This window comes from Enterococcus sp. DJ147D b, from assembly GCF_058216655.1.
Window position 1 is genome coordinate 2556016 of sequence record NZ_CM177104.1, and the last position, 23382, is coordinate 2579397.

The following is a 23382-nucleotide window of genomic DNA, read 5'->3' on the forward strand; positions in this document are numbered from 1 at the left end:
TTTATACATTAAAACGGAACAACATAACATCTCCATCTTGCACAATGTACTCTTTACCTTCTAAACGAACACGACCAGCTTCTTTAGCTGCGTGCATATTTCCATATTTATTCAAATCATCAAATGAAACTGTTTCTGCACGAATAAAACCACGCTCGAAGTCCGTATGGATAATTCCAGCTGCTTGTGGTGCTTTGATTCCCTTTCTGAAAGTCCAAGCACGCACTTCTTGTTCGCCTGCTGTGAAATAAGTTGCTAGTCCAAGCAATCCGTAAGCTGCACGAATCAATTGATCTAAACCAGATTCTTCAATCCCTAAAGCTTCTAAGAATTCTGCTTTGTCTTCTTCATCTAGTTCGGCAATTTCTTCTTCTGCTCGGGCACAAACTACGATAACTTCTGCATTTTCTTCAGCTGCAAAATTACGGACTTCTTGAACATAATGATTTGATTCTGCATCCGCAACATCATCTTCTGATACATTTGCAACATATAAAATAGGTTTAGTTGTTAGTAAAAACAGACTTTTAACGATTTTTTGTTCTTCTTCAGTGAATTCGATTGATCGAGCAGAACGACCTTCTTCTAAAACTGGTTTGATTTTATCCAATACAGCTAGCTCTGCTACGGCTTCTTTGTCTTTTGTTTTTGCTACTTTAGCCACACGTGTATAACGTTTAGTAATCGACTCTAAATCAGCTAAGACCAATTCTAAGTTGATTGTGTCAATGTCCCCTAAAGGATCCACTCGACCTTCAACGTGAGTGATATTGTCATCATCAAAGCAACGAACAACATGACAAATCGCATCTACTTGGCGAATGTGGCTTAAAAATTTATTTCCTAATCCCTCACCTTTACTTGCACCTTTAACAATACCCGCAATATCGGTAAATTCAAATGTCGTTGGTACGGTTTTTTTCGGTTGTACAAGCTCTGTTAAACGTTGTAAACGCCAGTCTGGTACTTCTACCATTCCAATATTTGGATCAATTGTTGCAAAAGGATAGTTCGCTGCTTCTGCTCCAGCTTTGGTAATTGCATTAAATAAAGTTGATTTTCCTACGTTGGGTAACCCAACGATTCCAGCAGTCAATGCCATAAATTAATTCACTCTTTCTTTGCCTTTTTTTCAAGTATTTTTTTTAATTTTTTTTCAAAATCGCGACGTGTCATCATCACGATATGGCCACAGTTTACACACTTGATTTTGATATCTGCTCCCATACGAATGATTTCCCAACGATTTGTTTGACAAGCATGAGGTTTTTTCATTTCAACAATATCGCCTAAATCATACATAAAATAGCCTCCTGTTTCTATTCTTCATCAAATTGAATGTTAAGAATATCAAGAATCCTTGTTAAATCTTTTTGTGAAAGATATTCGATTTCAATTTTCCCTTTGCCATCTTTTTCTTGAATTGCAACACTCGTACCAAATTTATCCATCAAGCGATCTTCACTTTCTCGAATATAATAAGGTTTTTCTTTTGCCAAACGTGGAATTTTTTTCTTTTCTTTTCCATCATTTTGATTCAATTCAGATACTATTTGTTCTAATTGACGAACAGTTAAGTTCTCCGATACTACACGATTGGCTAATTTCAAAATAAGATCTTTATTTTTTAGACCTAATAATGTTCTAGCTTGCCCCATTGACAAACGATGATCTTGGACCATTTCCTTCACCAAATCTGGTAAAGATAACAATCGTAAGTAGTTCGCAATGTAAGGACGACTTTTACCCAAACGATTAGCTACTTCTGCTTGTGTCAAATTCAAATTCTTCATCAACATTTCGTAAGCTTCTGCTTCTTCTAATGGATTTAAGTCTTCTCGTTGCAAGTTTTCTAAAACAGCAACTTGCATCATAGCTTCTTCATTGAATTCTCGTACAATTGCTGGAATTGTTTCTTTTTCAGCTAATTTTGAAGCACGAAAACGTCGCTCACCAGCGATGATCTCATATCCTTTTACTGCAGATCTTCTTACAATAATTGGTTGGAACACACCAGATTGTTCAATTGAATTAGCTAATTCCTGTAAAGATACTTCTTCAAATGTTTTTCGTGGTTGATAAGGATTCGGACGTAGCTCATTCAAAGGTAATTGAATAACTACTTCGTCTTTCACATCAACACTTTCTAAATTTTCTAAATCTTGAAATAGTGCGTTGATTCCTCGACCTAAGCCTTTATTTTTCTTCACGATCAACCACTTCCTTTGCCAATGCTTGATAAACTTCTGCTCCTCGAGAACGTGGATCATAGTCAATAATTGGTAGACCATGACTTGGAGCTTCTGATAAACGAATATTTCTTGGAATAATCGTATCATATACTTTTTCTCGGAAATACTTACGGACTTCTTCCACAACTTCTGTTCCAAGATTTGTTCTTGCATCATACATTGTCAATAAAACACCAGCAATTTCTAAATCAGGATTGAAATGTTTTTGTACCAAACGAACGGTATTAAGTAGTTGGCTCAGTCCTTCTAAAGCATAATACTCACATTGAACAGGTATTAAAATTGCATCACTGGCAGTAAAAGAATTGATTGTTAAGTGACCTAAAGAAGGTGGACAATCAATCAAAATATAGTCATATTGATCTTTCACTTCTGCTAAAGAACCCTTTAATCGAGACTCTCTAGCCATCATAGAAGTTAATTCAATTTCTGCTCCAGCTAATTGGAGAGTAGCAGGCACGATATTTAAATTTTCATGTTCTGTTACAATTGTTGCTTCTTCAATTGGCAATTCGTTCACCAATACATCGTAAATATCTTGCTTGACATCCGGTTTTCGGACACCCACACCACTGGTAGCATTTCCTTGTGCGTCCATATCAACTAAGAGTACTTTTTTTCCTAGGCTAGCAAGACAAGCACCTAGATTAACTGTAGTTGTCGTTTTACCAACTCCACCTTTTTGGTTTGCAACAGATATAATTTGTGCCATCTCTTCTCCTCCTACTTAATGGGTTGCTTATTAGGCAATCCAGGTTTTCTTGGATATTTTTTGGGTGTGATTTTTTTCTTTTCTATAATAAGAATATGACGTTGATCCGAAATTTTTGGTAAATCAACTGCTGCCTCTTTGATAAATTTACCACCTAAGAGTGCAATTGCATGTTTCGCTTCAGTCAGTTCTTCTTCACTTTTAGCAGCCTTTAGTGCATAAAAATGTCCACCTAACTTCACTAGTGGCATACATAATTCTGCCAGTACATTTAACCTAGCGACAGCTCTTGCAGTAACTAAATCAAAAGATTCACGAAACTCCATGTTTTGACCAAACGTTTCTGCACGATCATGGTATAAAGAAGCACTGATGCCTAATACGTTCGTTAATTCTGTTAAAAAAGTGATTCGTTTATTTAATGAATCAACAATGGTGATTTGTAACTCTGGAAAAACAATTTTTAATGGGATACTTGGAAAACCTGCGCCTGATCCAACATCACACAAAGAAAGTCTCTCGGTGAAATCAACTTCAAAAGCCAGTGTCAGTGAATCATAAAAATGTTTCAAATACACTTCATTTTCATCTGTAATAGCTGTTAAATTCATTTTTTCATTCCACTCGACCAGTGTTTTAAAATATGTAGCAAATTGCTCCATCTGATGATCCGATAAATGAATTTGTTTTTCTGCTAATGCTTGGCGAAATTCTTCTGGTGTCATAATTAGTCCTTTCATTGTGAAACAGAAATTGTTTCACAGAATCTTCTCCTACTTTAACGCAATTTACTTTTTCTTGCAATGCTTCCAGGTACAATCTTAAAAAAATTCGCACTAAAAAATAAATAAAAAAGAACTCGAGGAAGCATAGAAATTATTCCCCACTCAAGTTCTTTTTTAGTTCTCTTTTTATTTTAAAAATTTATTGGGCAGATACGTCCACTTTCGCGATCTTCCCTTGTTCGATATAGACCCAAATTGATCTATCAATAATTATCAAACTGAGTCATATAGAGACAAAAATTTCAAAAATGACCTGTTAAATGGTCATCGAATATCATTTAAAATCAATACGACGGAGTCAGACACGGAGTCAAAACAAGCCCGCTGAGAGTAAAATATACAGTCCCATAGGTAAAGTGCCACAGGACTGTATATTTTTTTATTTGAGATTACCTGAAATGATTCCATTTACTTTTTATCTCATTTTTTCCTACTAGTTAGTATCAAATACTCTCCTATTTTATCAATAAACTATTTTGGGATACATGGTATCTGAAACAGCTAAAACCTTGTCATTACAGCAAAAAATCACTTTATCTCCGTTTCATTTCAGATACATTTCACTTAAGCGGATTCCAAAAAAACAAAAGAAAAAGGAACCCCTAGTTAGCCTATGCTTTTTATTGGTTCCTCTCAAAACACGGTCATATAACAACGGGGTGGGGTAAACGAATGAAAAAGGTGGAGGAAACATTATTCAATAGCTGTCTTAAATACTTCGTTATAAAATGTGAACAAATAAAAGACATCTATCCCTATTTTCTACACTTCCACTTTACTACCATCTTTGAATCGTACAATTTTCTTAACTCTTCTCGTTTACCTCAATTCATTCTCAAGTGGAATCAACTCATCATCTAACATTTTACGCCATGCTCGCTTCATTTCTTGTGGGTATTTAAATGGCTTCGCTTCTGGATGCTTAGCTTTATATCCTTCGTAATCCTTACTGTTGATAATTGCTTTCATATTAGGGATTGGATCTTCACCTGGCATATATTGCAGATTAGAAGCATGTAATTCTTTCTCAGAAACAAACCACTCATTGGAAAAGGCATGAATCAAATCATCACTTGCTTGTGTAAAATAGCGACGTTTAATGACAAAGATATCTTCATTACTATCTAAAGTCCCCACATCAAATGCATTTAGAATTTGTCGGTAAACTTCTTTGACTCCTTCTGTTTTATTCAATTTAGCCAAAGCTTTTTCAATTTCTTCTCGTGCATCTGAACTATTCGCAGCATAAGTTCCTAGTAATTGATCAATATAAGTAGAATCAATATCATACAACTTAGTGGTATTTTCACTATAAAATTCGATCGTTGAAAAATCTTCTCCCTCTTTTTCTGGTTCTTCCTCCATCAATGAACCCTTCACGGTCTCGTACACGCCAATTTGTTCTTCCAAAAGTTGAATTTGATTGTTCAAAGTTGGAGATTTCACCATGTCATCATTGTAATCGTCATAAGTCACTAACGATTCATACGCACGATTCAATTCTTGGAATGCTTTGACATATTCGATACGGATTTCAAGTGGCGTATGTTCATCAATGGATTCCATCGATGAAACCTCCTTTAACTTACCATATGCTTGCTTGAATCTTTTTTTGGATTCCTGATAACTTGGATAAATCAAACCCGATTCTTCTTTAGCTTCTGAATACAGTTTTGTCGCATCCTCGACATTCTTCTCCATTGTCGCTGGCTTTCGGAAAGTAACAATTAGTCCTTTTGTTTTTTCAGGATACGTACGGTTCGTACGTGAAAAGGCTTGGATCAATCCTGCATACTCTAGATTACGATCCACAAATAGGGTTTGAATCGTAGGGGCGTCAAAACCTGTCAATAGACGATCCACTACGATCACTAAATCAATTTGTTTCCCAAATTGTTTGAATTCCGCTCTTTTTCGTGCCAAACGATTATTGATGTCTCCGTTATAACGCTCAATGTCTGCTAATGACCAGGAAGTATCATAATACTGATTATATTCCTCAATAATTTTTTGCATTTCTTCTTGTTGGGCACTTGAATCTCGGCTATTTTCTTCTAATGAATAGGTAATAGCGATCCTTGGGAAATCAGGATCCTCCATCGTTCGTCCTTCACGAATGGGATGATTGGGAAACTCTTTTGTTAACCAATCAGGCTCTTTCATCATCTCTTTAATGGCCTGATAATACTTTTTGGCCATGTCAATAGAACTCGTAGTTAAGATTGCAGACTTCGTTGGACGGCCATTTCGAAAATCAAATTTTGTATAGGCATTATCTGGACGGAACATTTTATGAATGACTTTTTGGATATGTTCATCTGCTTCAAAAACAGCAGGGTCCAAATAACTTTCTTTTTTGATTGACTCCATTTGATCGATCATACGATTGATCTGTTCCGGTGAATACTCTGCATATGTTTCTACTTCTTTTAATTTCCGATAGATTTTATTCTCTAATGAAGTCGGCTCAACGGTATTTTCATGCTCTACTTGAAATCCTAAAACAGAGCCATCTTCTAGCGCATTCTTGATGGTATAGGTGTGCAAGACTTCCCCATACTGATCATGGGTCGTACGTGCCAATTGCCCTTTGGCTTGTTTCCGATTCTCAGGGAAAATCGGTGTACCTGTAAAGCCAAACCAAGTGGATTTCGGAAACATTTTTTTGATTTCTTCCATATTTTCAGCACTTAACGCTCGATGACACTCATCTACTACAAACACGATATGTTGCCCCATTAATTTTTGGAAGCGATTGGTTCCTTTTTTCTCCTCTTGTTTCTTTGCATATTTCAATGCGGCATCCAGCTTTTGACGGGTTGTAATGATCACAACATTCGCATTGGCATCCGCCAACAGGGTTTCACTTAATTCTTTGGCACTTCCCGTTCCAACAATCAAGCTATTTGCTTTGGCATTCCCAGAAGAAATCCCCGTATTAAATTCCGAAGCAAATTTCGTAAACTCTGTGGTGGTCTGATTATCTAAATCTTTGCGGTCCACTAACATGATCGTTCGATCGATCCCCGATTTTCGTGCTAAAAGCTTAGTAGATACAAAACTAGTCAACGTCTTTCCTGAACCAGTCGCATGCCACACATACCCTGATTGATGTTTATTTGCGGCAATAAACAAGGCTTGAATCGCATGCACTTGATAAGGATGTAACACCATGAGGGCTTTATTGTCTTGATCTTCACTGACAATCGTATAATCCGCAATCAAGCGATGGGCATCCGGGATATTTAGCACTTGTTTGCAAAACTCATATAAGTTTTCTACCTTTTTATTATCTTTCGTTCGCCAACTAAATAAAAACTTAGGGTGCAAGTCTTTCGGTAAGGCATTTGCAAAATACCGGGTCGTTTGTTCATTGGAAACCACAAACAACTGCAAGGTCGAAAAGATATTGTTCCGAAACATGCCTTCTTCTGCATACTTTTTGATTTGGTTAAACGCCTGATAGACGCCATCTTTTGCGGTTACTTGTTTCAACTCGATTTGGACAATCGGTAATCCATTGATTAATAAGGTAACATCAAAACGTCGATCCCGTGCTTCTATGTTACTTCCACGTTTTGCAATTTGATGGACCACTTCATAGGTAGAGATTCCTCCACCAATGTCTTGATTGGAATAAAGAATGAGCGAGACAGAACCCAATTGCGGATCTTCCCGTTCAATCGTGATCCGAGCCATCCCATTTTCACCTTTTAACCATTTCGCAGCATCAAATGGGGTTTTCGTCCGTAGCAATAATTCCGTTTTGATCGTTTCAAATTCTTTATCGGTCAAAGGAGAATCATTCAGTTCTGCTTGATTATTTGAGATGATTTTTTGACGTAAATTGACCCAAAGATCTTCTTCTGATTTTAGATCCGGACGATACGTCCACTGATTATGTCCTTCCCCCAGTACACGAATCAACTGTTCTTCGACTTCCGCTTCCTCACGGTGACTAATTTTCATTCTTCTTCCCTCCTAGACAAACATCTTTTGTAAAAAGCCTTTTTTCATTTCTTTTAGTAAATCTAACTTACGTTGGTGAAGGGTAATGGTGTCATCGAGTTGTTTAAAGAAGTTACCGATTTTTTGTTGTTCTTCAATATTTTTTGGAAAAAATAACTTCAAATCTCCAAATTCAGAAAAACTTATAGATTTTCCATCTCTAATTCCAAACGTGACTGTTTTTAATGATTCAATAAAAGTAAATGTTTTAAACTTAGTTTTCCAAAATAAATTATCTTGACTATCCATATTTTTAGGAACAAATATAGTATATGCGGGGCTAGTAATACCAAGCTTGTCAGAGAGTTCAAATCCCCCCTGAAAAGATCGTAAGCTGATTACAAAATCGCCTTGGTGAATAACCTTATAATTTTTAAGAGTTGCCTTATCATACTTAATATCAATTCCCACTTGCTCTCGATATACGACTCCATGATCTTGTGTAACTGATAGGACTGGCAGTTCAGGTTGATTTTTCTCGGCTTTAGGAATAAATAGTTCTTTTGCCTTACGCTGTTCCCAATCTTCCGTAAAACCAGGAAACCGGATTTCTGGCACTTTTGCTCCGTTTTTAGGGAACATTTTTTGTAAGAATCCTTTTTTCGTTTCCTTCAGCAAATCTAACTTACGTTGATGAAGAGCGATCGTGTCGTCGAGTTGTTTGAAGAAAGTGCCGATTTTTTGTTGTTCTTTCATTCGATTTGGAAATGAGACATTAGTTTTTTGTAGATTTCCTTTGCTGATTGCCGATACTTTAGATCCTTGCATCAATCTTAAAAGTTGTCTGTGGTAAATGTCTGAGTTGATATAATATCCCCAAAAAAAGGGAGCTTTTTCTCCTTTAACTCTTGCAACTATAGTATGGAGCCCTGATACAAGATTCTCATTGGTGATTCCACTAACTTCAACAGCTTTTCCTACACTCTCATCTTCAGCTGCATCTGCAAAAATTAAATCTTGATTCTCTAATAAATTAGATTTATATTTTTCTAACTCTCCTCCAGTGATATATGGAATCTCATCTTCTTTAACATTCAGAATAGTAGAATATTTAATTAAAATATCTCCGTAGTGAATATTCTTAATTTCTCCATTATCATAATTCAACATTGCCCGTGATAATGAATTGGTAGATACAGGAAAATTAAAGCAGTTGTTAAACTTACGCTGTTCCCAATCTTCCGTAAAACCAGGAAAACGGATTTCTGGTTGTGTATTATTGCTCATGTTTGAACACCTCCAGCGCACCTTGTAACCACGCTTCATTTTCAGGTGTTGTTTGCAGGGAAGAGATAGCTTCTAAAAGTTCTTTTTCTAGCACTTGCTGTTCTTGTCGTATTTTCTTGATGTCATTTCCGACATGAACCATCTCAATTGGTTCTTCTTCTTCAAACGTATCTACATAGCGTGGGATATTTAAGTTATAGTCATTTTCTTTGATTTCATCAAAGGTTGCCAAATGAGCGTATTTCTCGACATCTTTTCTTTCAGCGTAGGTTTCGAGGATTTTTTGAATGTTTTCTTCCGATAATTTATTCTGATTTTTTCCTTTGACAAATTCTCGACTAGCATCAATGAATAATACATCTCGAGTTTGACGATTCTTCTTCAATACAATCACCGTCGTTGGAATCGATGTACCAAAGAACAAGTTCGCAGGCATACCGATCACAGCATAAATACTGCCGTCTTCTAATAATTTTTGACGAATGACCCCTTCTGCAGCGCCACGGAATAAAACTCCGTGTGGTAAGACGATGGCCATAGTCCCTGTTTCCTTCAAATGATAGAAACCATGAAGAAGAAACGCAAAATCTGCTTTGGATTTTGGCGCTAATTTCCCATAACGATTAAACCGAGAATCATCTAAAAAGGTCGTATCTGCTGACCAGTTAGCCGAATAAGGTGGGTTCATCACTACTGCATCAAATGTGTAAGGTTCATCTGTTGGCCAGTCCTTATTCAACGTATCCCCATTGCGGAGATTCATTTCTTCGGCGTCGACACCATGTAAAATCAAGTTCATTTTTGCTAGATTGTATGTCGTTGTATTTAGTTCTTGCCCATGATATTTAACGTTATCTGGGTGTGTTAAGTAGTTACGTACGTTTAACATCAATGAACCTGAACCCATCGTTGGATCAAAAACACTAAAGAATCGTCGTTCTTTTTGATCTAGTGTCACGATTTGTGCCATCATATCAGAAACCATGTGAGGTGTATAAAATTCTCCGGCTTTCTTCCCTGCTTCTGAAGCAAATTGACTGATCAGAAATTCATACGCATCCCCGATCACATCCCCATCGTGACCTAAAACTTCCACGTCATTCAATTTCTTGATAACTTCGGTAATCGTCACATTTCGTTGTTGCTCATCTGTTCCTAGTTTTTTTGATTGGAGATCCACATCATCAAATAACCCATTAAATTGATTGTAGGTAGATGCCAATTGCACAAAGGCTTTGTTTAGATCGTTCAATTGGAACGTTGCTTGTTTTGCTTGATCCGCTAAGACGTTGAAAAGATACTCTGGTGCAATTGCATATCCCAAAATATCAACGATTGTGGCAATCAGATCTTCTTTTGATTCTTCATCTGAAAGTAATTCACGATACAACATTGTTTGTTTGCTTACTGTGTCATATTCCTCTAAGGATTCATCTGCTAAAAGAACCACTTGTTCCAGCAAACGGTCGGATAAATATTTATAGAAAATCAGCCCCAATAAATAATTTTTATATTCTGACGCATCCATTTTACTACGGAGATTATCTGCCGCACTAAATAACTTCTGATTTAATTCTGCACCCAAAAGATACACTCCTATCTCCTATTTAAAGTTGCTATATACCCTCTTATTTTAGCACACTCCCTTTTAGAAAAAGAAAAAAACTTATTCTTGCTAATAAACTACGTGAAAGGAGTCTAACGTTGTTTGATATAACTTAGACTGATCGTTAACTTATTTTTTATATTTCTACATAGTTATCTTTAGAACCATTTCAGATACATATAAAACAATTACATATGATTTTTTCATAAAAAAACAGTACTGTCTAGTAGTATAAAATATACAAATTTCTTAAAAATTTTTTCACTAAAATCACTACCTGAAACAGTCTAAAACACTTATATATCAACGTTTAATGAAACTATCTCCGTTTCATTTCAGATACAAATAAATATAGTCGGGCTCCAAATCCGAAAAAAAAAATACCCCCAGTAGCTTATCCTAAGCTACTGGAGATGTATAAGTACGGTCATATAACAACGGGGTAGGGTAAATGAATGAAAAAGATGGAAGAATCATTATTCAATAACTTTTTTAAATACTTCGTTGTAATCAGTTACCTGTCCGTTCTTAAATACTACAGAATAATCTTTTTTCCCATTTTCAAGTAACCTAAGTGGAATATCTTTACCAACTTGCTCTGTCACTGCATTACTGATACCTGTTAGATTAGCTAATAAATCTGATAAAGATTGAGTATCTGCAGAAATCTCTGTATCAGTATTTATCGTGATTCCTTTATCTTCATTTACAAGTTTCCAAGTAGGTGGTATAGCTGTGTATGTTTCTACAAATGAATTAAGTTTTTCATTAAGTGGCTTCTCTTTTATATTTCCATCTAAAAACTCTATATATATGGCTTGAGCCATACTAAAACAAAGCTGACCTTGTTCCAATAATTTTACATCGTTAGTTAGTAAAGCTGTGTTCACTTTATCTATCGCTTCAAGAAGAGTATCTTTGGTGTCCCTAACAGCTTTAGGCGTGCCTTCTGGAATTTCTCTACTTGATACCTCGTCCACTTTATCTTCCATAAAACCCTTAAATTCGTATCTTTCTCCCAAATCCATAAAATTTTTTGATAAAGTTTTCATTTCTGAGTCTATTTCTTCAATAATATTTAACATGTCTGATACATATTGTTTAGGCTGATTCGTTTTTAATCTATATGTGGTAAATATCTCAATTCCTCCAATTATCAATAAAATTGCCAAACAAATCCATAATAATTTTTTCTTTTTCATTTTTCCTCCTATACACTGCTGTTATAACAGTAACTAATGTAAAGATTTTCCCAGCAATCATCAGACTATTATTTACAGGGAATCAAAAAAACTCCTTAGTAAGCTTACACCTTTAGGAGTTCCTGTTTGGACAGTATGCATAATACATTTAAATCAATTTAACATTAACACCTCAGTATATGGTATCTCTACATATACACGGTCTTTTTTTGGATAGTACTCGACATTTATATTGATAGCACTTCCATTGTCTAACGTAGCTTTAGCCCGGTACGTGTTATCACCATTATCATGAGTGATCGTCACATCATCACATGTCCGATTTAAGTTATACTGTTCTTGTAAAATCTGAGTTACCAATGGTACAGATGACTTCTCTAGTCCAGATGAACCCGTCATTCTTGAAAAAATTATACCTATAATAGCCAATACGACGATACCTATAATGACAAACTTCTTGTTCATATTTACTTTATTCAACTTTTTATCTCCTATCTCCAAAATAATTTGCTCTTATCAGTACATTGACATCCCTAAAAGTACACCAAAGATGGCTCCAGCTACCCCTGCTATCATCAAAATCGTACCCATTTGTTCATCTTTCTCTCGATATAAGTAACCCATAATAACAGCAACAGCACCAAATACAACAGGAATAAATGCTAACGATACTACCATAGAAATCCAACCAATAATCAAATACAGCTTCCCTGTTTCTTGTCCATGTACGATTCGTTCCTTCATTTCATTAATTGTCTGCTCAGTACTTTTCTTTACTACGTCTGCTCCGGTTGTCTCATCTGTTTCTTGTAGTGCTCCGCAAAACTGGCAATACTTACTTTCATCTGCTATTTCTTTACCACACTTCCTACAATACATGTCTTTCCCTCCTAAAATCGTTTAATTTTATTACCAAACTACATTGCTTTGTTAAACACCTCAGAAAACAACTCATTTATTGGTACACTTAATATCTCAGAAAGCATTTTCATTTGATAGGGTTTAGGAATCGTTCTCCCTATTTGCCATGAACTTATACATTGTTGTGTAACATTCATCTTCCTTGCTAACTCAGTTTGAGAAAGTCCTCTTTCTTCTCTATATCGGCTGAGATTACTTGTTTTTTTCATATCCTCACTCTCTGTTTCTCATTATATACAACGATATGATGTATATCAACTCATAAAATACATAAAACTTTATATATCATTACAAATACAACAAGTTGTTGTACCCTAATGAGAAAGGAGGTGTAATTATTGAAACAGAAACATTATGCAAAAGTCATTAAAGAGAAACGAAAAGCTCTAGGGTGGACACAAAAAGAATTAGCGGAAAAAATCTTCTCTACACAGCAAGCTGTAGCAAGATGGGAAAATTCTGTAACAGAACCTAATCTAGAAAGCCTCATCGCTCTTTCAAAAGCACTTGGAGTCCCTGTAAGCCATTTTTTAGATGAAGAGATGATTGAAGCGGAGAAAGATTTTGTGACCTTGTATCGATCACTCAGCCCCCATGATAGAGAAAGAACGATTGATTATATGAAATTACTAAAAAAGCAAGAATTTGAACGAAATGAATTTGCTTAAAGAAAGTGCCTACTACGAAATGTTAGGCACTTTCTTTTAGTATATTGATGACTTTATTGCGCAATCGGGCAATCTGTCTGTTGACTGACTCCAGTTTTATACCTTGTTTTTTTGCGATTTTTTCTGGTAACATCGTTACTATATATGTTAGAAGTATAATGTCTTTTGTATTTAATCCATTCATAATGTCCTCTCTCATTTCTATATTTCTTTGGTGACTAGATACATTGTCAGAAAGAACATCGTTTGATACATTGTCTGATGTACTAACTGTAGGCAGTCTCTCCTCGTATCTATTTATACTAGATAAATGATTTTTTTTGATCCTGTCTTGCTTCTCAATTGATAAATTGCCATATCTTTTTTCAAATTCCTTTTCTCGATCTTTTTGACTTCGCCTTTTCATGTTAAGTTCCATTTCGAAAAACCTGTCTTTTGTTGCACGTTGCGAATTTGACAATATTCTTTTTATTTCAAGTTCACTTTCTGAACAATCCTTTAAAAGAAAATCCTCATAAGAAAGTCCGTAACTTAAAGTACTATACCGCTTTTTTCCATTGTTTAACTCATAGAATAAACTATAATCAAATTCCGCCTTTATAGTCTCTCTGTCCCAACGTTGATATGGGAGAAAAAGTGAAATAAGATGTTTGAGAACCCACTTACCTTTTTTTGTCTTCTTTATTTTCCAAATGATATCTTGGAATCGTCCTGTATCTATCTTAGTGATATTTTTTTTCATTTTTTTACCTACTTTCTGTCTGTTTTTATGTTTTTTCGCCCCTAGTAATTATGAAAAGGTCAATAAATAATAAGAACAATATTTAATTTAGTAACTTCATACATATATAAATATCCCTTCTGTTATTAAACTATGAGATAAATACCTAGTTAAATATTTAATTTCTATATATATCAAAAAATTATTATACTCAGGAGGGGCTCTGCCCCTCCCTCGGTCAATCTGAAAGATTGTGGGGGTTTGGGGCGCATAGCCCCAAGGTCTTAAAAGCCCTTATTCTGTTTTTAAGAAAACATATTCATTTGATCAATTATAAATGGTTGATTCATCAGTTACCTAATACTTATTTTCATCTAAAAACTGAATGATATCAGTTTTTTTATAAAGACATAAACCATCTATAGTAACCCGTTTTAAACCTTTTCTTCTTAGCTTAGTCAAGCTATTAGTAGATATACCCCCTAAATAAGCTTTAGTCTCCTCCGTAGTCAAATACTCTCTATACCGAGAACTATCTTGATTCCATGATTCAAATATAATGCTTATCTCTTTTTTCATTTCCTCTAACAGCCCGTCAGTGTTTACTAACAACTCCATAAAAAACCTCCTAAAAATCAATTAAAAGAACAACTTCCATGCCAACATAATATACTCATACGGTTTACTACGCAAGCCTGTTTTTTATAAAAAAACGCACAAAAATAGGGCTATTGTTTTTTGTCAATAGCCCTAATCTGTCTCACCCAAACCCTTATTTATTAAAAATATTATATAACAAAAATTTTTTTGTGTCAAAAAAATATGTTTACAAAGTAAACAGTAATATGCTATCGTAAATACAGGTGATGAATATGAAAGAACACAAATATTATTTCTTTGACAAATCTGCTATCGGTAAGAGAATCAAAGCTATACGTGAAAGTTTTGATTGTACGATGGAACAGTTCGGTCGATTGGTCGGAACAACTAAAGTAGCGGTCTATAACTGGGAAACAGGAAAAAGGTTCCCTAGCGATGATAGTCTTGAATGGATCGCTCTTTTAGGTAAAAAGACTGTGGAGTGGATCATATATGGAGATATAGAAGAATACGTATTATCTTTATCAATAATAGAATCTCCAATCTACACTCAGGTAAAGGATTTCTATACGAACCACCATGCAAATAATTCAAGTTTATTTGAACGATATGAGAAGGCTACGACAGAAACAAGAACAGATATAGTCAAGCAAGTGGTCAACGACTATGCTAGAAGAAATTTATTAATCTACTCACAATTGAAACACATTTTTGACTCATTCATGTCGACTATGGAAGATGCGTTGTCCAAACAAGACACAGTAGAACTACCTGATGAGCTAAAGAATTCATTATCAAAAATAAAAAAGAAAAATTTATCTGAAAAAGGAATAGATTCTTTATTAGAATCCATCCGTGCTTACTTAGAATATTGATTTGAAAGGTGGGATGCGATGAATTGATTCCTTTATAGCTGACGAGCTCTCAGCGGGCTTTTGTGGCTTCGTCAAGGAGGAATTATTAATGGCAACTATACAACAGTACAAAAAAAGTGATGGTACCACAGCTTGGCTTTACAAAGTGTATATGGGTAAAGACCCAGTGACAGGTAAAGAAAAACGGACGACACGTAGAGGATTCAAAACAAAAAAAGAAGCCTCTTTAGATTTAGCTCGATTCCAGATAGAAATCGAATCTAATGGAATAAGTCAACACTCTATCAAGACGTTCAGTGAGTTATATGATCTATGGATGAGCCAACACGTTAAAAATATTCGAAACACAACAGAACAACGGATCAAGAATCACTTCACGAACCAAATCCTTCCCTCTTTTGGAAAAATGAAGTTAGAGGCTATCACTCCTGCTATATGTCAAAAAATACTAACTGAGTGGTCAATGAAGTATCATTCTTACCAGAAAATAAAGAGTTACACTTCACAAGTATTCAACTACGGTATATTGATTGGCGTGATCAAGACCAACCCCATGGAACGTACCATTACACCCAAGTCTAATCATAACTCTGCTGAGATCGAAACGGAGTTTTACACGAAAGAAGAGCTTCGACAATTCTTTGATTGCTTGCAAGAGCTAGAAGATGATCGTGCTCTAGCATTTTTTAGACTAGCTGCTTACACAGGAGCTAGAAAAGGGGAAATACTGGGGCTGACGTGGAAAGACATCGACTTTGATAAAAAGGCTGTGCAGTTTAATAAAACGCTAGTAGAGCTATCTGATGGCTCTCTATATATCAATCCTACAAAGACAGAGTCATCCAAGAGAACAATCACAATAGACGACGGGACTTTGACCATACTTAAGAAGTGGAAACGTACCGTCATAAAAAAGAATCTTTCTAGAGGTATCAGAATCGATAATATGGATGATGTACCTGTTATCAGCACTATTAAAGCAAATAAAAAAAGGGACTTCCTGTATAAGGGCTACCCTAATCATGTAATGAGTAAAGTAGCTAGGAAGTTCCCTGATATGAAAATAATCAAAGTCCATGGCTTTAGAAAGACCCATGCCACATTGCTTTTTGAAGCAGGGGCTCAAGTAAAAGACGTGCAAGATAGATTAGGGCATTCTTCATCTAAGACAACCATGGACATCTATATCCAAGTATCGAAAAATCGACAAGAAGAAACAGTTGAATTGTTCGACTCCTACATGAATGCGTGATATACGGAGTCAAAAACGGAGTCAGCGTATACTAAAAGGACTCATTTTTTAACATGAGTCCTTTCGTATCAATGCTTTAAGCCTGCACTTTCGCAATCTTCCCTTGTTCGATATAGACCATCAAGATACTTAAATCTGCAGGATTTACCCCACTGATTCGACTTGCTTGAGCAATCGTTTCAGGTTGAATTTTTTGCAACTTTTGTTTTGCTTCTGTGGCTAAGCCATTGATTGCTGCGTAGTCGATATTTTCTGGGATTTTTTTAGCTTCCATACGTTTTAGTTTTTCAACTTTTTCCATTGCTTTTTTGATGTAACCTTCATATTTGATTTGTATCTCCACTTGTTCAATTTCTTTATGTGTCAATGTATCGTTTTCTGGAATAAATTTTAACAAATCTGCATAAGAAATCTCTGGACGCTTCAAGAAATCACTTGCTAGGACGCCATCCTTTAATGGAGCTGCTTCAATACTACTCAAGAAAGCTTGGACTTCCGCAGTAGGCTTGATTCGAACGCTCATTAATCGTTTGATTTCTTGCTCAACTGCTGCTTTCTTCAATAGATAAGACTCATATTGTTCTTCTTTTACTAATCCAATTTGGTGACCCATCTCAGTCAAACGTAAATCTGCATTGTCATGTCGTAAAATCAAACGATATTCTGCACGAGAAGTAAGTAAACGATAAGGTTCATTTGTTCCTTTTGTCACCAAATCATCAATCATTACACCAATATACCCATCACTGCGCTTGATTACGAGTGGCTCTTTTTCTTGAACTTTTAATGATGCATTGATCCCAGCAATCAGACCTTGCCCTGCTGCTTCTTCATATCCACTTGTTCCGTTTGTTTGACCAGCTGTATACAAATTTTCAACTACTTTTGTTTCAAGTGTTGGACGTAGTTGATGTGGTTCAATGACGTCATACTCAATGGCGTATCCCGTACGCATCATTTCAACTTTTTCCAAACCAGCAATTGAATGCAATACATCTACTTGAACATCTTCTGGTAAAGAGGTTGACAACCCTTGGACATATACTTCTTCTGTATTTAATCCTTCTGGTTCTAAAAACAATTGATGACGTGGTTTATCAGCAAAACGAACAATTTTATCTTCAATTGATGGACAATAACGCGCACCCACACCTTCAACGATCCCAGTAAACATCGGTGCACGATGTAAATTGTCACGGATAATTTGATGGGTTGACTCACCAGTATAAGTTAACCAGCACGATTCTTGGTCAATTTTATATGCACTGTCGGGTGTGCTAAAACTAAAATGATTAGGCTTTTCATCTCCAGGTTGTTCTTCTGTGACTGAATAATCAATTGTACTTGATTTTACACGCGGTGGCGTTCCTGTTTTAAATCGTTCAATCTTAAATCCTAATTCTTTTAGATTATTGGCTAAGCCTACTGATGGCTGTGAATTATTGGGACCTGATGAATACTTTAATTCACCAATGATGATTTCACCACGAAGAGCTGTCCCAGCTGTGATAACGACAGCTTTTGCGTTATAACGTGCGCCTGTCGAGGTAACGACACCTCGACAGACACCTTCTTCAACGATTATTTCTTCAACAATTCCTTGGCGTAGTGTCAAATTAGGTTCTTTTTCAATTGTATGTTTCATTTCTGACGCATAGGCATGCTTATCAGCTTGTGCACGTAACGCACGCACTGCTGGTCCTTTTCCGGTGTTCAACATTCTCATTTGAATGTACGTTTTATCAATATTTTTCCCCATTTCTCCGCCTAGAGCATCAATCTCGCGAACAACCACTCCTTTAGCTGGTCCGCCAACTGATGGATTACAAGGCATAAATGCAACCATATCTAAATTAATTGTTAATAATAATGTTTTCGATCCTAATCTAGCTGAGGCTAATGCTGCTTCAGATCCAGCATGGCCCGCTCCGACAACGATAACATCATATGATTCTGCTTGATATTGATTCAAAAGATGTTCCTCCTCTATTTTCCTAAACAAAATTGACTAAATAACTGTGTTATCAATTCATCTTGAACACTATCTCCAACTACTTCTCCAAGGTAGTCCCAACAACGGGTCATATCAATTTGAACCAAATCAACAGGCATACCCGCTTCTATCCCTGTAACCACTTCATCTAATGAAAGAGCTGCTTTTTCTAATAATGCGATATGTCGTGTATTGGAAACATAAGTTGCATCTTTCTCACCTGTTTTTCCACCGAAAAACAGTTCAGTAATAGCAAGCTCTAATTGATCCAAGCCATCATTTTTTGTGACTGAAACTGGAAAAACAGGCTCACTATCAATAAACATTGCTAATTTATCTAGTTCAATTTTTGCAGGTAAATCAGTTTTATTTAAAAGAATAATTCTCTTTAAGCCATTTGTTGCTTCCAGTAACTGTTCATCTTCTGATGTTAAAGCTTCACTTTGATTTAAAACTAATAAGATCAAATCAGATTCAGACAAAGCTTTTCTACTTCGCTCTACACCGATTCGCTCTACAACGTCCTCTGTTTCGCGAATTCCAGCTGTATCAATCAATTTTAAAGGTACGCCACGAACATTGACATATTCCTCAATCACATCACGTGTCGTTCCAGCAATGTCAGTTACAATTGCTTTTTCTTCTCGTAATAAATGATTTAGCAAACTTGATTTTCCTACGTTAGGACGTCCAATAATCGCAGTGCTTAACCCTTCTCGCAAAACTTTCCCTTGTTTTGAAGTTGCTAAGAGTTCTTCAATTTTTTGATGAACCATTCTTGCTTTTTCGAGTAATAATTTAGTTGTCATTTCTTCAACATCGTCATATTCTGGATAATCAATATTGACTTCAACTTGTGCTAATGTTTCTAAAATTTCTTGGCGCAATGCGCGAATTAATGAAGAAAGGTTCCCATCTAATTGATTAATTGCTAAATCCATTGCTTTATCTGTTTTCGCACGAATTAAATCCATGACAGCTTCTGCTTGTGATAAGTCCACACGACCATTTAAAAATGCACGCTTTGTAAATTCCCCTGGCTCTGCTAATCGTGCGCCTTCTCTAAGTAAAAGCTGAAGCACTTGATTGACAACAACAATTCCACCATGACAATTAATTTCTACCACATCTTCGCGAGTAAAGGTTTTTGGTGCTAACATTACTGAGACCATTACTTCATCCACTAGATGATTATCTCTTGGATCAGCTATATGGCCATAATGAATCGTGTGGCTAGGTACATCGAGTAAGTTTTTTGCTCCACTGCGATAAACTTTATTGGCAATTTGAACTGCTTGATCACCACTTAGACGTACAATACTAATTGCACCTTCACCTGGGGGCGTCGAGATTGCTGCGATTGTGTCAAACTCCAAAGTAATTTCAGCCATTTTTTCACTTCTCCTTTAATTTTACGCACAAAAAAAGCGCCCACTCCACCCCTTACATAAAAAGGTGAACTTAGCACTTTGACTGCTTGTTCTTGATTAAATTCTTGTCATAGACTATCACATTTCTAAAAATGAATCAAGTTCTTTTGATTGACTAGTCTCTAACCTGATTTTTAAATAAAAAAAGCACAAAGCAAATGCTTTGTGCTTCTTTCTATCAAAGTTAGACTACTACGATCGTATACTTCGATAAGAATGATTTCTAGTAAAATATACTTGGTTTAAAAAATTTTGTCAATCTGATTTTGTTTCTTCACACCAATTAGCCATAAAAACATATTTTGGCATACTTTTTTATCTTCTACGCTATATAGAATAGAAAACAAAAAAGGGAGCGTCATAAGCCAACTGACTTCTGACATTCCCTTTTTGTTGTTTATTTCATTTAGTAGAATTTTTTTGCTGGCTCAACAACTAAATATCGATAAGGCTCTTCGCCCTCAGAGTGTGTTTTTACTCCATCATTTTTACTTAGCACTGCATGAATCTGCTTTCGTTCAAAAGCCGGCATTGGTTCTAGAAATACTGGCTGACCTGTACGAATGACTTTATCAGCAGTTCGCTCAGCTAAACGCTGAATAATTTCTTGACGTTTTTCGCGATAGTTTCCTACATTTACAACAATTGATAGTTTGTTTGTAGCCACCCGATGGATAAATACTTGTGCTAAATATTGTAAAGCATTCAGCGTCTTTCCATGTTTACCAATTAAAATTCCTTGCTTTTGCGTTTCTAAGTGAAAAACAATTAAGTTCGCTTCTCTCTCCATTTTTACTAGCGCGGGCGCATCCAAATGTTTAGAAATTTCAGTAAGATAAAGTGCCAATTCCGTTAAAGCTGCTTCATCATCCAAGTCACTTAATTCTTGTTCTACTGAATTTTCTTCAGACTCGGCTTCAAATTCATCAATCACTGTAATTTCTACAGGAGTTTCCTCTAGGACGTCTTCTACTGTTTCTTCCACTACTTCTGAAATAGTTTCACTAACAGATGGCTCAATAGAAACTTGAGCAGCTTTACGACCCATTCCAAGGAACCCTTTTTTTCCTTCGTCAAGTATCTCAATTTCAACTTGATCTTTAGTCAAACCTAATTGATCCAAACCATTTTGAATGGCTTCATCTACTGTTGCAGCTTTATAAATCGGCATTAGCATTACCTCCCTTATTTTTTACGTTTTTTCTTAGGATTTGTAGCTTTTTTCAATGCTTTTTCTTTTTCACGAATCTTCATTGCTGCTTCTTCGCGTTCTTTACGAATCTTAAACGGATTGTTAATCAACAATGTCTGAACAACTTGAAAAGCATTTGAAACTACCCAGTATAATGAAAGACCACTCGCCAAGTTAACACCCATAACTAAAATCATCACTGGCATAGCAAAGCTCATAATTTTCGTTGTTGGGTTCGACTCAATTTGACTCATACTAGATAGGTAAGTACTTGCAAAAGTAAAAATTGCAGCTAAAATTGGCAAAATAAATGTTGGATCTGCTTCACCTAAATTAAGCCAAAGGAAATGTCCCTGTTTCAATTCTGGTACACGAGAAATCGATTGCCATAATGCCATCAAAATTGGCATCTGTACCAGTAGAGGAAGACATCCAGCGTATGGATTTACACCATTTTCAGCATAAAGTCGTTGTTGTTCTTCTCTTAATTTGCTTTGAGTTTCAGGGTCTTTAGAAGAATATTTCTGTTGTAACTCTTTTAATTTGGGTTGAACTTCTTGTGTTTTTCGCATACTTTTTGTTTGAAAATGCATTAGTGGTAATAATATTACCCGAATCACTAATGTAAATAGGATTATCCCGATTCCAGCATTCCCAAAAGATAAGCCTTTAATTGCTTGAGCAAAATTATAAACAATGTAGCGATCCCAAATTCCTGTACTTTGTGCACTCACTTCCCCAGTTCCACAACCAGACAAGATGACAACTAAACTAATTATGCCAGCCATCAAAAGTAAACGTTTGTATTTCTTCACGTACTCGTTACCTCTCTATCGATTATTTTTGCAAGCTTTAAGACATGGACTAAATTTGAGCGAATCTCATCGTAAGTTAGTCCTTTAACACTTGGTCTTGCAATTACAATAAAGTCTAATTCTGGATCGATTTCATCTTTAAAAGAATAAATCGCTGCACGAATTTTTCTTTTTACATCATTGCGGGAAACTGCATTTCCAACTTTTTTACCTACTGAAAGCCCAACTCTAAAATGAGGTTGGTCTTTTTTATCTAATCGGTAAACAACAAACTTACGGTTAGCAAAGGAAGCCCCTGTTTTAAAGACGGCTTGAAACTCTCGTTCTTTTTTTACTCGATACGCTTTTTTCATTAGTTTTCTTTCCTTTTCTATCTCTCACTTACGTGAACCATCATACCATATTTACTGTTATCAGTTCATCATTTCCCTAAAAAAGGACATAAAAAAAACCACTGAAACCCCAGTGGCCTAAGCTGAAAGAACTTTTCTTCCTTTACGACGACGGCTTGCTAAAACACGACGTCCATTTTTAGTACTCATACGTTTACGGAATCCGTGAACTTTTTGACGTTTACGTTTATTTGGTTGGTATGTTCTTTTCATGTATTCCACCTCCAAAATTTCTTATCTAATTATAAACACAGACATACTTTGATAGTATACCGACTAGAATGCTGTTTTGTCAATATAAAATAATATTAACTCATTCAAAACTTATCCACAACATTCTTTTTTGCTGTGTGATTTTTTTGTGGAAAAAGTTATCAACAGCAATTATCCACAATTTTTTTACCATGCTTTTTACACAGAATAAACACATGTAAAAAAAGAAATCCACAGGGTTTCATTTTTCTGTGAATTGTTTCGTGAATCACTAGTATATATTCATTTTTTTATACACACATACTTGTTGAAAACTTTTTTATATCGTAACTTATCCACCTGTTAATTACTCCTGTGGATAAGTTTTTTCCTCCCTTGTGATTTTCTCTTTTTTCTTTGAGTTAATTTTGTGGATAATACAAATAAATTTATTTTTTTCTTTTCTTTCTGTGGAAAACTATCTAAAAAAATGCTAAATTAGTACTAGTTATTCACTTTTTAATGAAGGAGGAAGCCTT

The 23382-nt window shown here is 35.6% G+C and carries 23 protein-coding genes; 3 read left to right on the top strand and 20 right to left on the bottom strand.

What is annotated here, in order from left to right:
• Nucleotide 1: 1 nt before the first annotated feature.
• The 12 genes from ychF to AC4BD1_RS12155 form a co-directional block, all read right to left on the bottom strand.
• On the bottom strand, nt 2-1102 hold the full coding sequence (gene ychF / locus AC4BD1_RS12100) for a redox-regulated ATPase YchF (protein ID WP_067483682.1): 1101 nt from the start codon (nt 1100-1102) through the stop codon (nt 2-4).
• An 8-nt stretch (nt 1103-1110) separates the two neighbouring features.
• Nucleotides 1111-1302 (bottom strand): DUF951 domain-containing protein, encoded by a 192-nt coding sequence (locus AC4BD1_RS12105; RefSeq protein WP_067483680.1) that lies wholly within the window; start codon nt 1300-1302, stop codon nt 1111-1113.
• 17 nt (nt 1303-1319) lie between these two features.
• Nucleotides 1320-2210 carry a ParB/RepB/Spo0J family partition protein gene (locus AC4BD1_RS12110; RefSeq protein WP_206907836.1) on the bottom strand — a complete coding sequence of 297 codons (891 nt, stop codon included), beginning with the start codon at nt 2208-2210 and terminating at the stop codon, nt 1320-1322.
• Nucleotides 2197-2964 (bottom strand): ParA family protein, encoded by a 768-nt coding sequence (locus AC4BD1_RS12115; RefSeq protein ID WP_206907835.1) that lies wholly within the window; start codon nt 2962-2964, stop codon nt 2197-2199. Before AC4BD1_RS12115 ends, AC4BD1_RS12110 begins: the two co-directional genes overlap by 14 nt.
• Nucleotides 2965-2975: 11 nt before the next feature.
• Nucleotides 2976-3689, bottom strand: coding sequence for a 16S rRNA (guanine(527)-N(7))-methyltransferase RsmG (rsmG, locus tag AC4BD1_RS12120; protein WP_490466653.1), 714 nt, complete (start codon nt 3687-3689; stop codon nt 2976-2978).
• Between the two features lie 879 nt (nt 3690-4568).
• Nucleotides 4569-7718 carry a type I restriction endonuclease subunit R gene (locus AC4BD1_RS12125; RefSeq protein WP_490485652.1) on the bottom strand — a complete coding sequence of 1050 codons (3150 nt, stop codon included), beginning with the start codon at nt 7716-7718 and terminating at the stop codon, nt 4569-4571.
• A 12-nt stretch (nt 7719-7730) separates the two neighbouring features.
• The gene (locus AC4BD1_RS12130) at nt 7731-8984 is read right to left on the bottom strand and encodes a restriction endonuclease subunit S (RefSeq protein WP_490485653.1); all 1254 of its coding nucleotides are present in this window, start codon (nt 8982-8984) and stop codon (nt 7731-7733) included.
• On the bottom strand, nt 8974-10569 hold the full coding sequence (locus AC4BD1_RS12135) for a type I restriction-modification system subunit M (protein ID WP_490485654.1): 1596 nt from the start codon (nt 10567-10569) through the stop codon (nt 8974-8976). The genes AC4BD1_RS12130 and AC4BD1_RS12135 overlap by 11 nt, the downstream gene beginning before the upstream one ends.
• Before the next feature lie 497 nt (nt 10570-11066).
• Nucleotides 11067-11792, bottom strand: a complete 726-nt coding sequence (locus AC4BD1_RS12140) for a hypothetical protein (protein ID WP_104760330.1) — start codon at nt 11790-11792, stop codon at nt 11067-11069.
• Between the two features lie 153 nt (nt 11793-11945).
• Nucleotides 11946-12272 (bottom strand): hypothetical protein, encoded by a 327-nt coding sequence (locus AC4BD1_RS12145; RefSeq protein WP_002287730.1) that lies wholly within the window; start codon nt 12270-12272, stop codon nt 11946-11948.
• 36 nt (nt 12273-12308) lie between these two features.
• Entirely contained in the window at nt 12309-12671 is a 363-nt protein-coding gene (locus AC4BD1_RS12150) for a zinc ribbon domain-containing protein (RefSeq protein ID WP_104760332.1), read from the bottom strand.
• Between the two features lie 38 nt (nt 12672-12709).
• Nucleotides 12710-12922, bottom strand: coding sequence for a helix-turn-helix transcriptional regulator (locus AC4BD1_RS12155; RefSeq protein ID WP_104760333.1), 213 nt, complete (start codon nt 12920-12922; stop codon nt 12710-12712).
• Between the two features lie 129 nt (nt 12923-13051).
• On the opposite strand from AC4BD1_RS12155, the gene AC4BD1_RS12160 reads away from it, so the two are divergent.
• Complete coding sequence (locus AC4BD1_RS12160; protein WP_104760334.1) at nt 13052-13381, top strand: helix-turn-helix domain-containing protein; 330 nt, start codon at nt 13052-13054, stop codon at nt 13379-13381.
• 22 nt (nt 13382-13403) lie between these two features.
• Here AC4BD1_RS12160 and AC4BD1_RS12165 read toward each other — a convergent pair whose 3' ends face one another.
• Nucleotides 13404-14123, bottom strand: coding sequence for a hypothetical protein (locus tag AC4BD1_RS12165; RefSeq protein ID WP_174124822.1), 720 nt, complete (start codon nt 14121-14123; stop codon nt 13404-13406).
• Between the two features lie 336 nt (nt 14124-14459).
• Nucleotides 14460-14720 carry a helix-turn-helix domain-containing protein gene (locus AC4BD1_RS12170; protein ID WP_002341121.1) on the bottom strand — a complete coding sequence of 87 codons (261 nt, stop codon included), beginning with the start codon at nt 14718-14720 and terminating at the stop codon, nt 14460-14462.
• Between the two features lie 254 nt (nt 14721-14974).
• Here AC4BD1_RS12170 and AC4BD1_RS12175 point away from each other — a divergent pair, with 254 nt between their 5' ends.
• Together AC4BD1_RS12175 and AC4BD1_RS12180 are read left to right on the top strand one after the other, a co-directional pair.
• Complete coding sequence (locus tag AC4BD1_RS12175; protein ID WP_131774668.1) at nt 14975-15577, top strand: helix-turn-helix domain-containing protein; 603 nt, start codon at nt 14975-14977, stop codon at nt 15575-15577.
• Nucleotides 15578-15665: 88 nt separating this feature from the next.
• Nucleotides 15666-16829 (top strand): site-specific integrase, encoded by a 1164-nt coding sequence (locus AC4BD1_RS12180; RefSeq protein ID WP_490485655.1) that lies wholly within the window; start codon nt 15666-15668, stop codon nt 16827-16829.
• Nucleotides 16830-16905: 76 nt separating this feature from the next.
• Here the strand turns inward: AC4BD1_RS12180 and mnmG are convergent, their stop codons facing one another.
• The 6 genes from mnmG to rpmH form a co-directional block, all read right to left on the bottom strand.
• Entirely contained in the window at nt 16906-18801 is a 1896-nt protein-coding gene (gene mnmG, locus AC4BD1_RS12185) for a tRNA uridine-5-carboxymethylaminomethyl(34) synthesis enzyme MnmG (protein ID WP_490485656.1), read from the bottom strand.
• Nucleotides 18802-18815: 14 nt separating this feature from the next.
• The gene (mnmE, locus tag AC4BD1_RS12190) at nt 18816-20213 is read right to left on the bottom strand and encodes a tRNA uridine-5-carboxymethylaminomethyl(34) synthesis GTPase MnmE (protein WP_490466655.1); all 1398 of its coding nucleotides are present in this window, start codon (nt 20211-20213) and stop codon (nt 18816-18818) included.
• A 445-nt stretch (nt 20214-20658) separates the two neighbouring features.
• On the bottom strand, nt 20659-21423 hold the full coding sequence (gene jag, locus AC4BD1_RS12195) for an RNA-binding cell elongation regulator Jag/EloR (protein WP_206907826.1): 765 nt from the start codon (nt 21421-21423) through the stop codon (nt 20659-20661).
• A 14-nt stretch (nt 21424-21437) separates the two neighbouring features.
• Nucleotides 21438-22259 (bottom strand): membrane protein insertase YidC, encoded by an 822-nt coding sequence (locus AC4BD1_RS12200; protein WP_206907825.1) that lies wholly within the window; start codon nt 22257-22259, stop codon nt 21438-21440.
• A complete protein-coding gene (rnpA, locus tag AC4BD1_RS12205; RefSeq protein WP_067483666.1) occupies nt 22256-22612 on the bottom strand; it encodes a ribonuclease P protein component in 357 nt (118 codons plus the stop codon). The genes AC4BD1_RS12200 and rnpA overlap by 4 nt, the downstream gene beginning before the upstream one ends.
• Nucleotides 22613-22729: 117 nt before the next feature.
• Nucleotides 22730-22864 (bottom strand): 50S ribosomal protein L34, encoded by a 135-nt coding sequence (rpmH, locus tag AC4BD1_RS12210; RefSeq protein ID WP_002293121.1) that lies wholly within the window; start codon nt 22862-22864, stop codon nt 22730-22732.
• Between the last annotated feature and the right edge of the window lie 518 nt (nt 22865-23382).

What these genes read in the sequence shown, in the direction of transcription:
- ychF (WP_067483682.1), bottom strand. Translation starts at nt 1,102, where the DNA reads ATGGCATTGACTGCTGGAATCGTTGGGTTACCCAACGTAGGAAAATCA.
- AC4BD1_RS12105 (WP_067483680.1), bottom strand. Translation starts at nt 1,302, where the DNA reads ATGTATGATTTAGGCGATATTGTTGAAATGAAAAAACCTCATGCTTGT.
- AC4BD1_RS12115 (WP_206907835.1), bottom strand. Translation starts at nt 2,964, where the DNA reads ATGGCACAAATTATATCTGTTGCAAACCAAAAAGGTGGAGTTGGTAAA.
- rsmG (WP_490466653.1), bottom strand. Translation starts at nt 3,689, where the DNA reads ATGACACCAGAAGAATTTCGCCAAGCATTAGCAGAAAAACAAATTCAT.
- AC4BD1_RS12125 (WP_490485652.1), bottom strand. Translation starts at nt 7,718, where the DNA reads ATGAAAATTAGTCACCGTGAGGAAGCGGAAGTCGAAGAACAGTTGATT.
- AC4BD1_RS12130 (WP_490485653.1), bottom strand. Translation starts at nt 8,984, where the DNA reads ATGAGCAATAATACACAACCAGAAATCCGTTTTCCTGGTTTTACGGAA.
- AC4BD1_RS12140 (WP_104760330.1), bottom strand. Translation starts at nt 11,792, where the DNA reads ATGAAAAAGAAAAAATTATTATGGATTTGTTTGGCAATTTTATTGATA.
- AC4BD1_RS12150 (WP_104760332.1), bottom strand. Translation starts at nt 12,671, where the DNA reads ATGTATTGTAGGAAGTGTGGTAAAGAAATAGCAGATGAAAGTAAGTAT.
- AC4BD1_RS12155 (WP_104760333.1), bottom strand. Translation starts at nt 12,922, where the DNA reads ATGAAAAAAACAAGTAATCTCAGCCGATATAGAGAAGAAAGAGGACTT.
- AC4BD1_RS12165 (WP_174124822.1), bottom strand. Translation starts at nt 14,123, where the DNA reads ATGAAAAAAAATATCACTAAGATAGATACAGGACGATTCCAAGATATC.
- AC4BD1_RS12170 (WP_002341121.1), bottom strand. Translation starts at nt 14,720, where the DNA reads ATGGAGTTGTTAGTAAACACTGACGGGCTGTTAGAGGAAATGAAAAAA.
- AC4BD1_RS12175 (WP_131774668.1), top strand. Translation starts at nt 14,975, where the DNA reads ATGAAAGAACACAAATATTATTTCTTTGACAAATCTGCTATCGGTAAG.
- AC4BD1_RS12180 (WP_490485655.1), top strand. Translation starts at nt 15,666, where the DNA reads ATGGCAACTATACAACAGTACAAAAAAAGTGATGGTACCACAGCTTGG.
- mnmE (WP_490466655.1), bottom strand. Translation starts at nt 20,213, where the DNA reads ATGGCTGAAATTACTTTGGAGTTTGACACAATCGCAGCAATCTCGACG.
- jag (WP_206907826.1), bottom strand. Translation starts at nt 21,423, where the DNA reads ATGCCGATTTATAAAGCTGCAACAGTAGATGAAGCCATTCAAAATGGT.
- rnpA (WP_067483666.1), bottom strand. Translation starts at nt 22,612, where the DNA reads ATGAAAAAAGCGTATCGAGTAAAAAAAGAACGAGAGTTTCAAGCCGTC.
- rpmH (WP_002293121.1), bottom strand. Translation starts at nt 22,864, where the DNA reads ATGAAAAGAACATACCAACCAAATAAACGTAAACGTCAAAAAGTTCAC.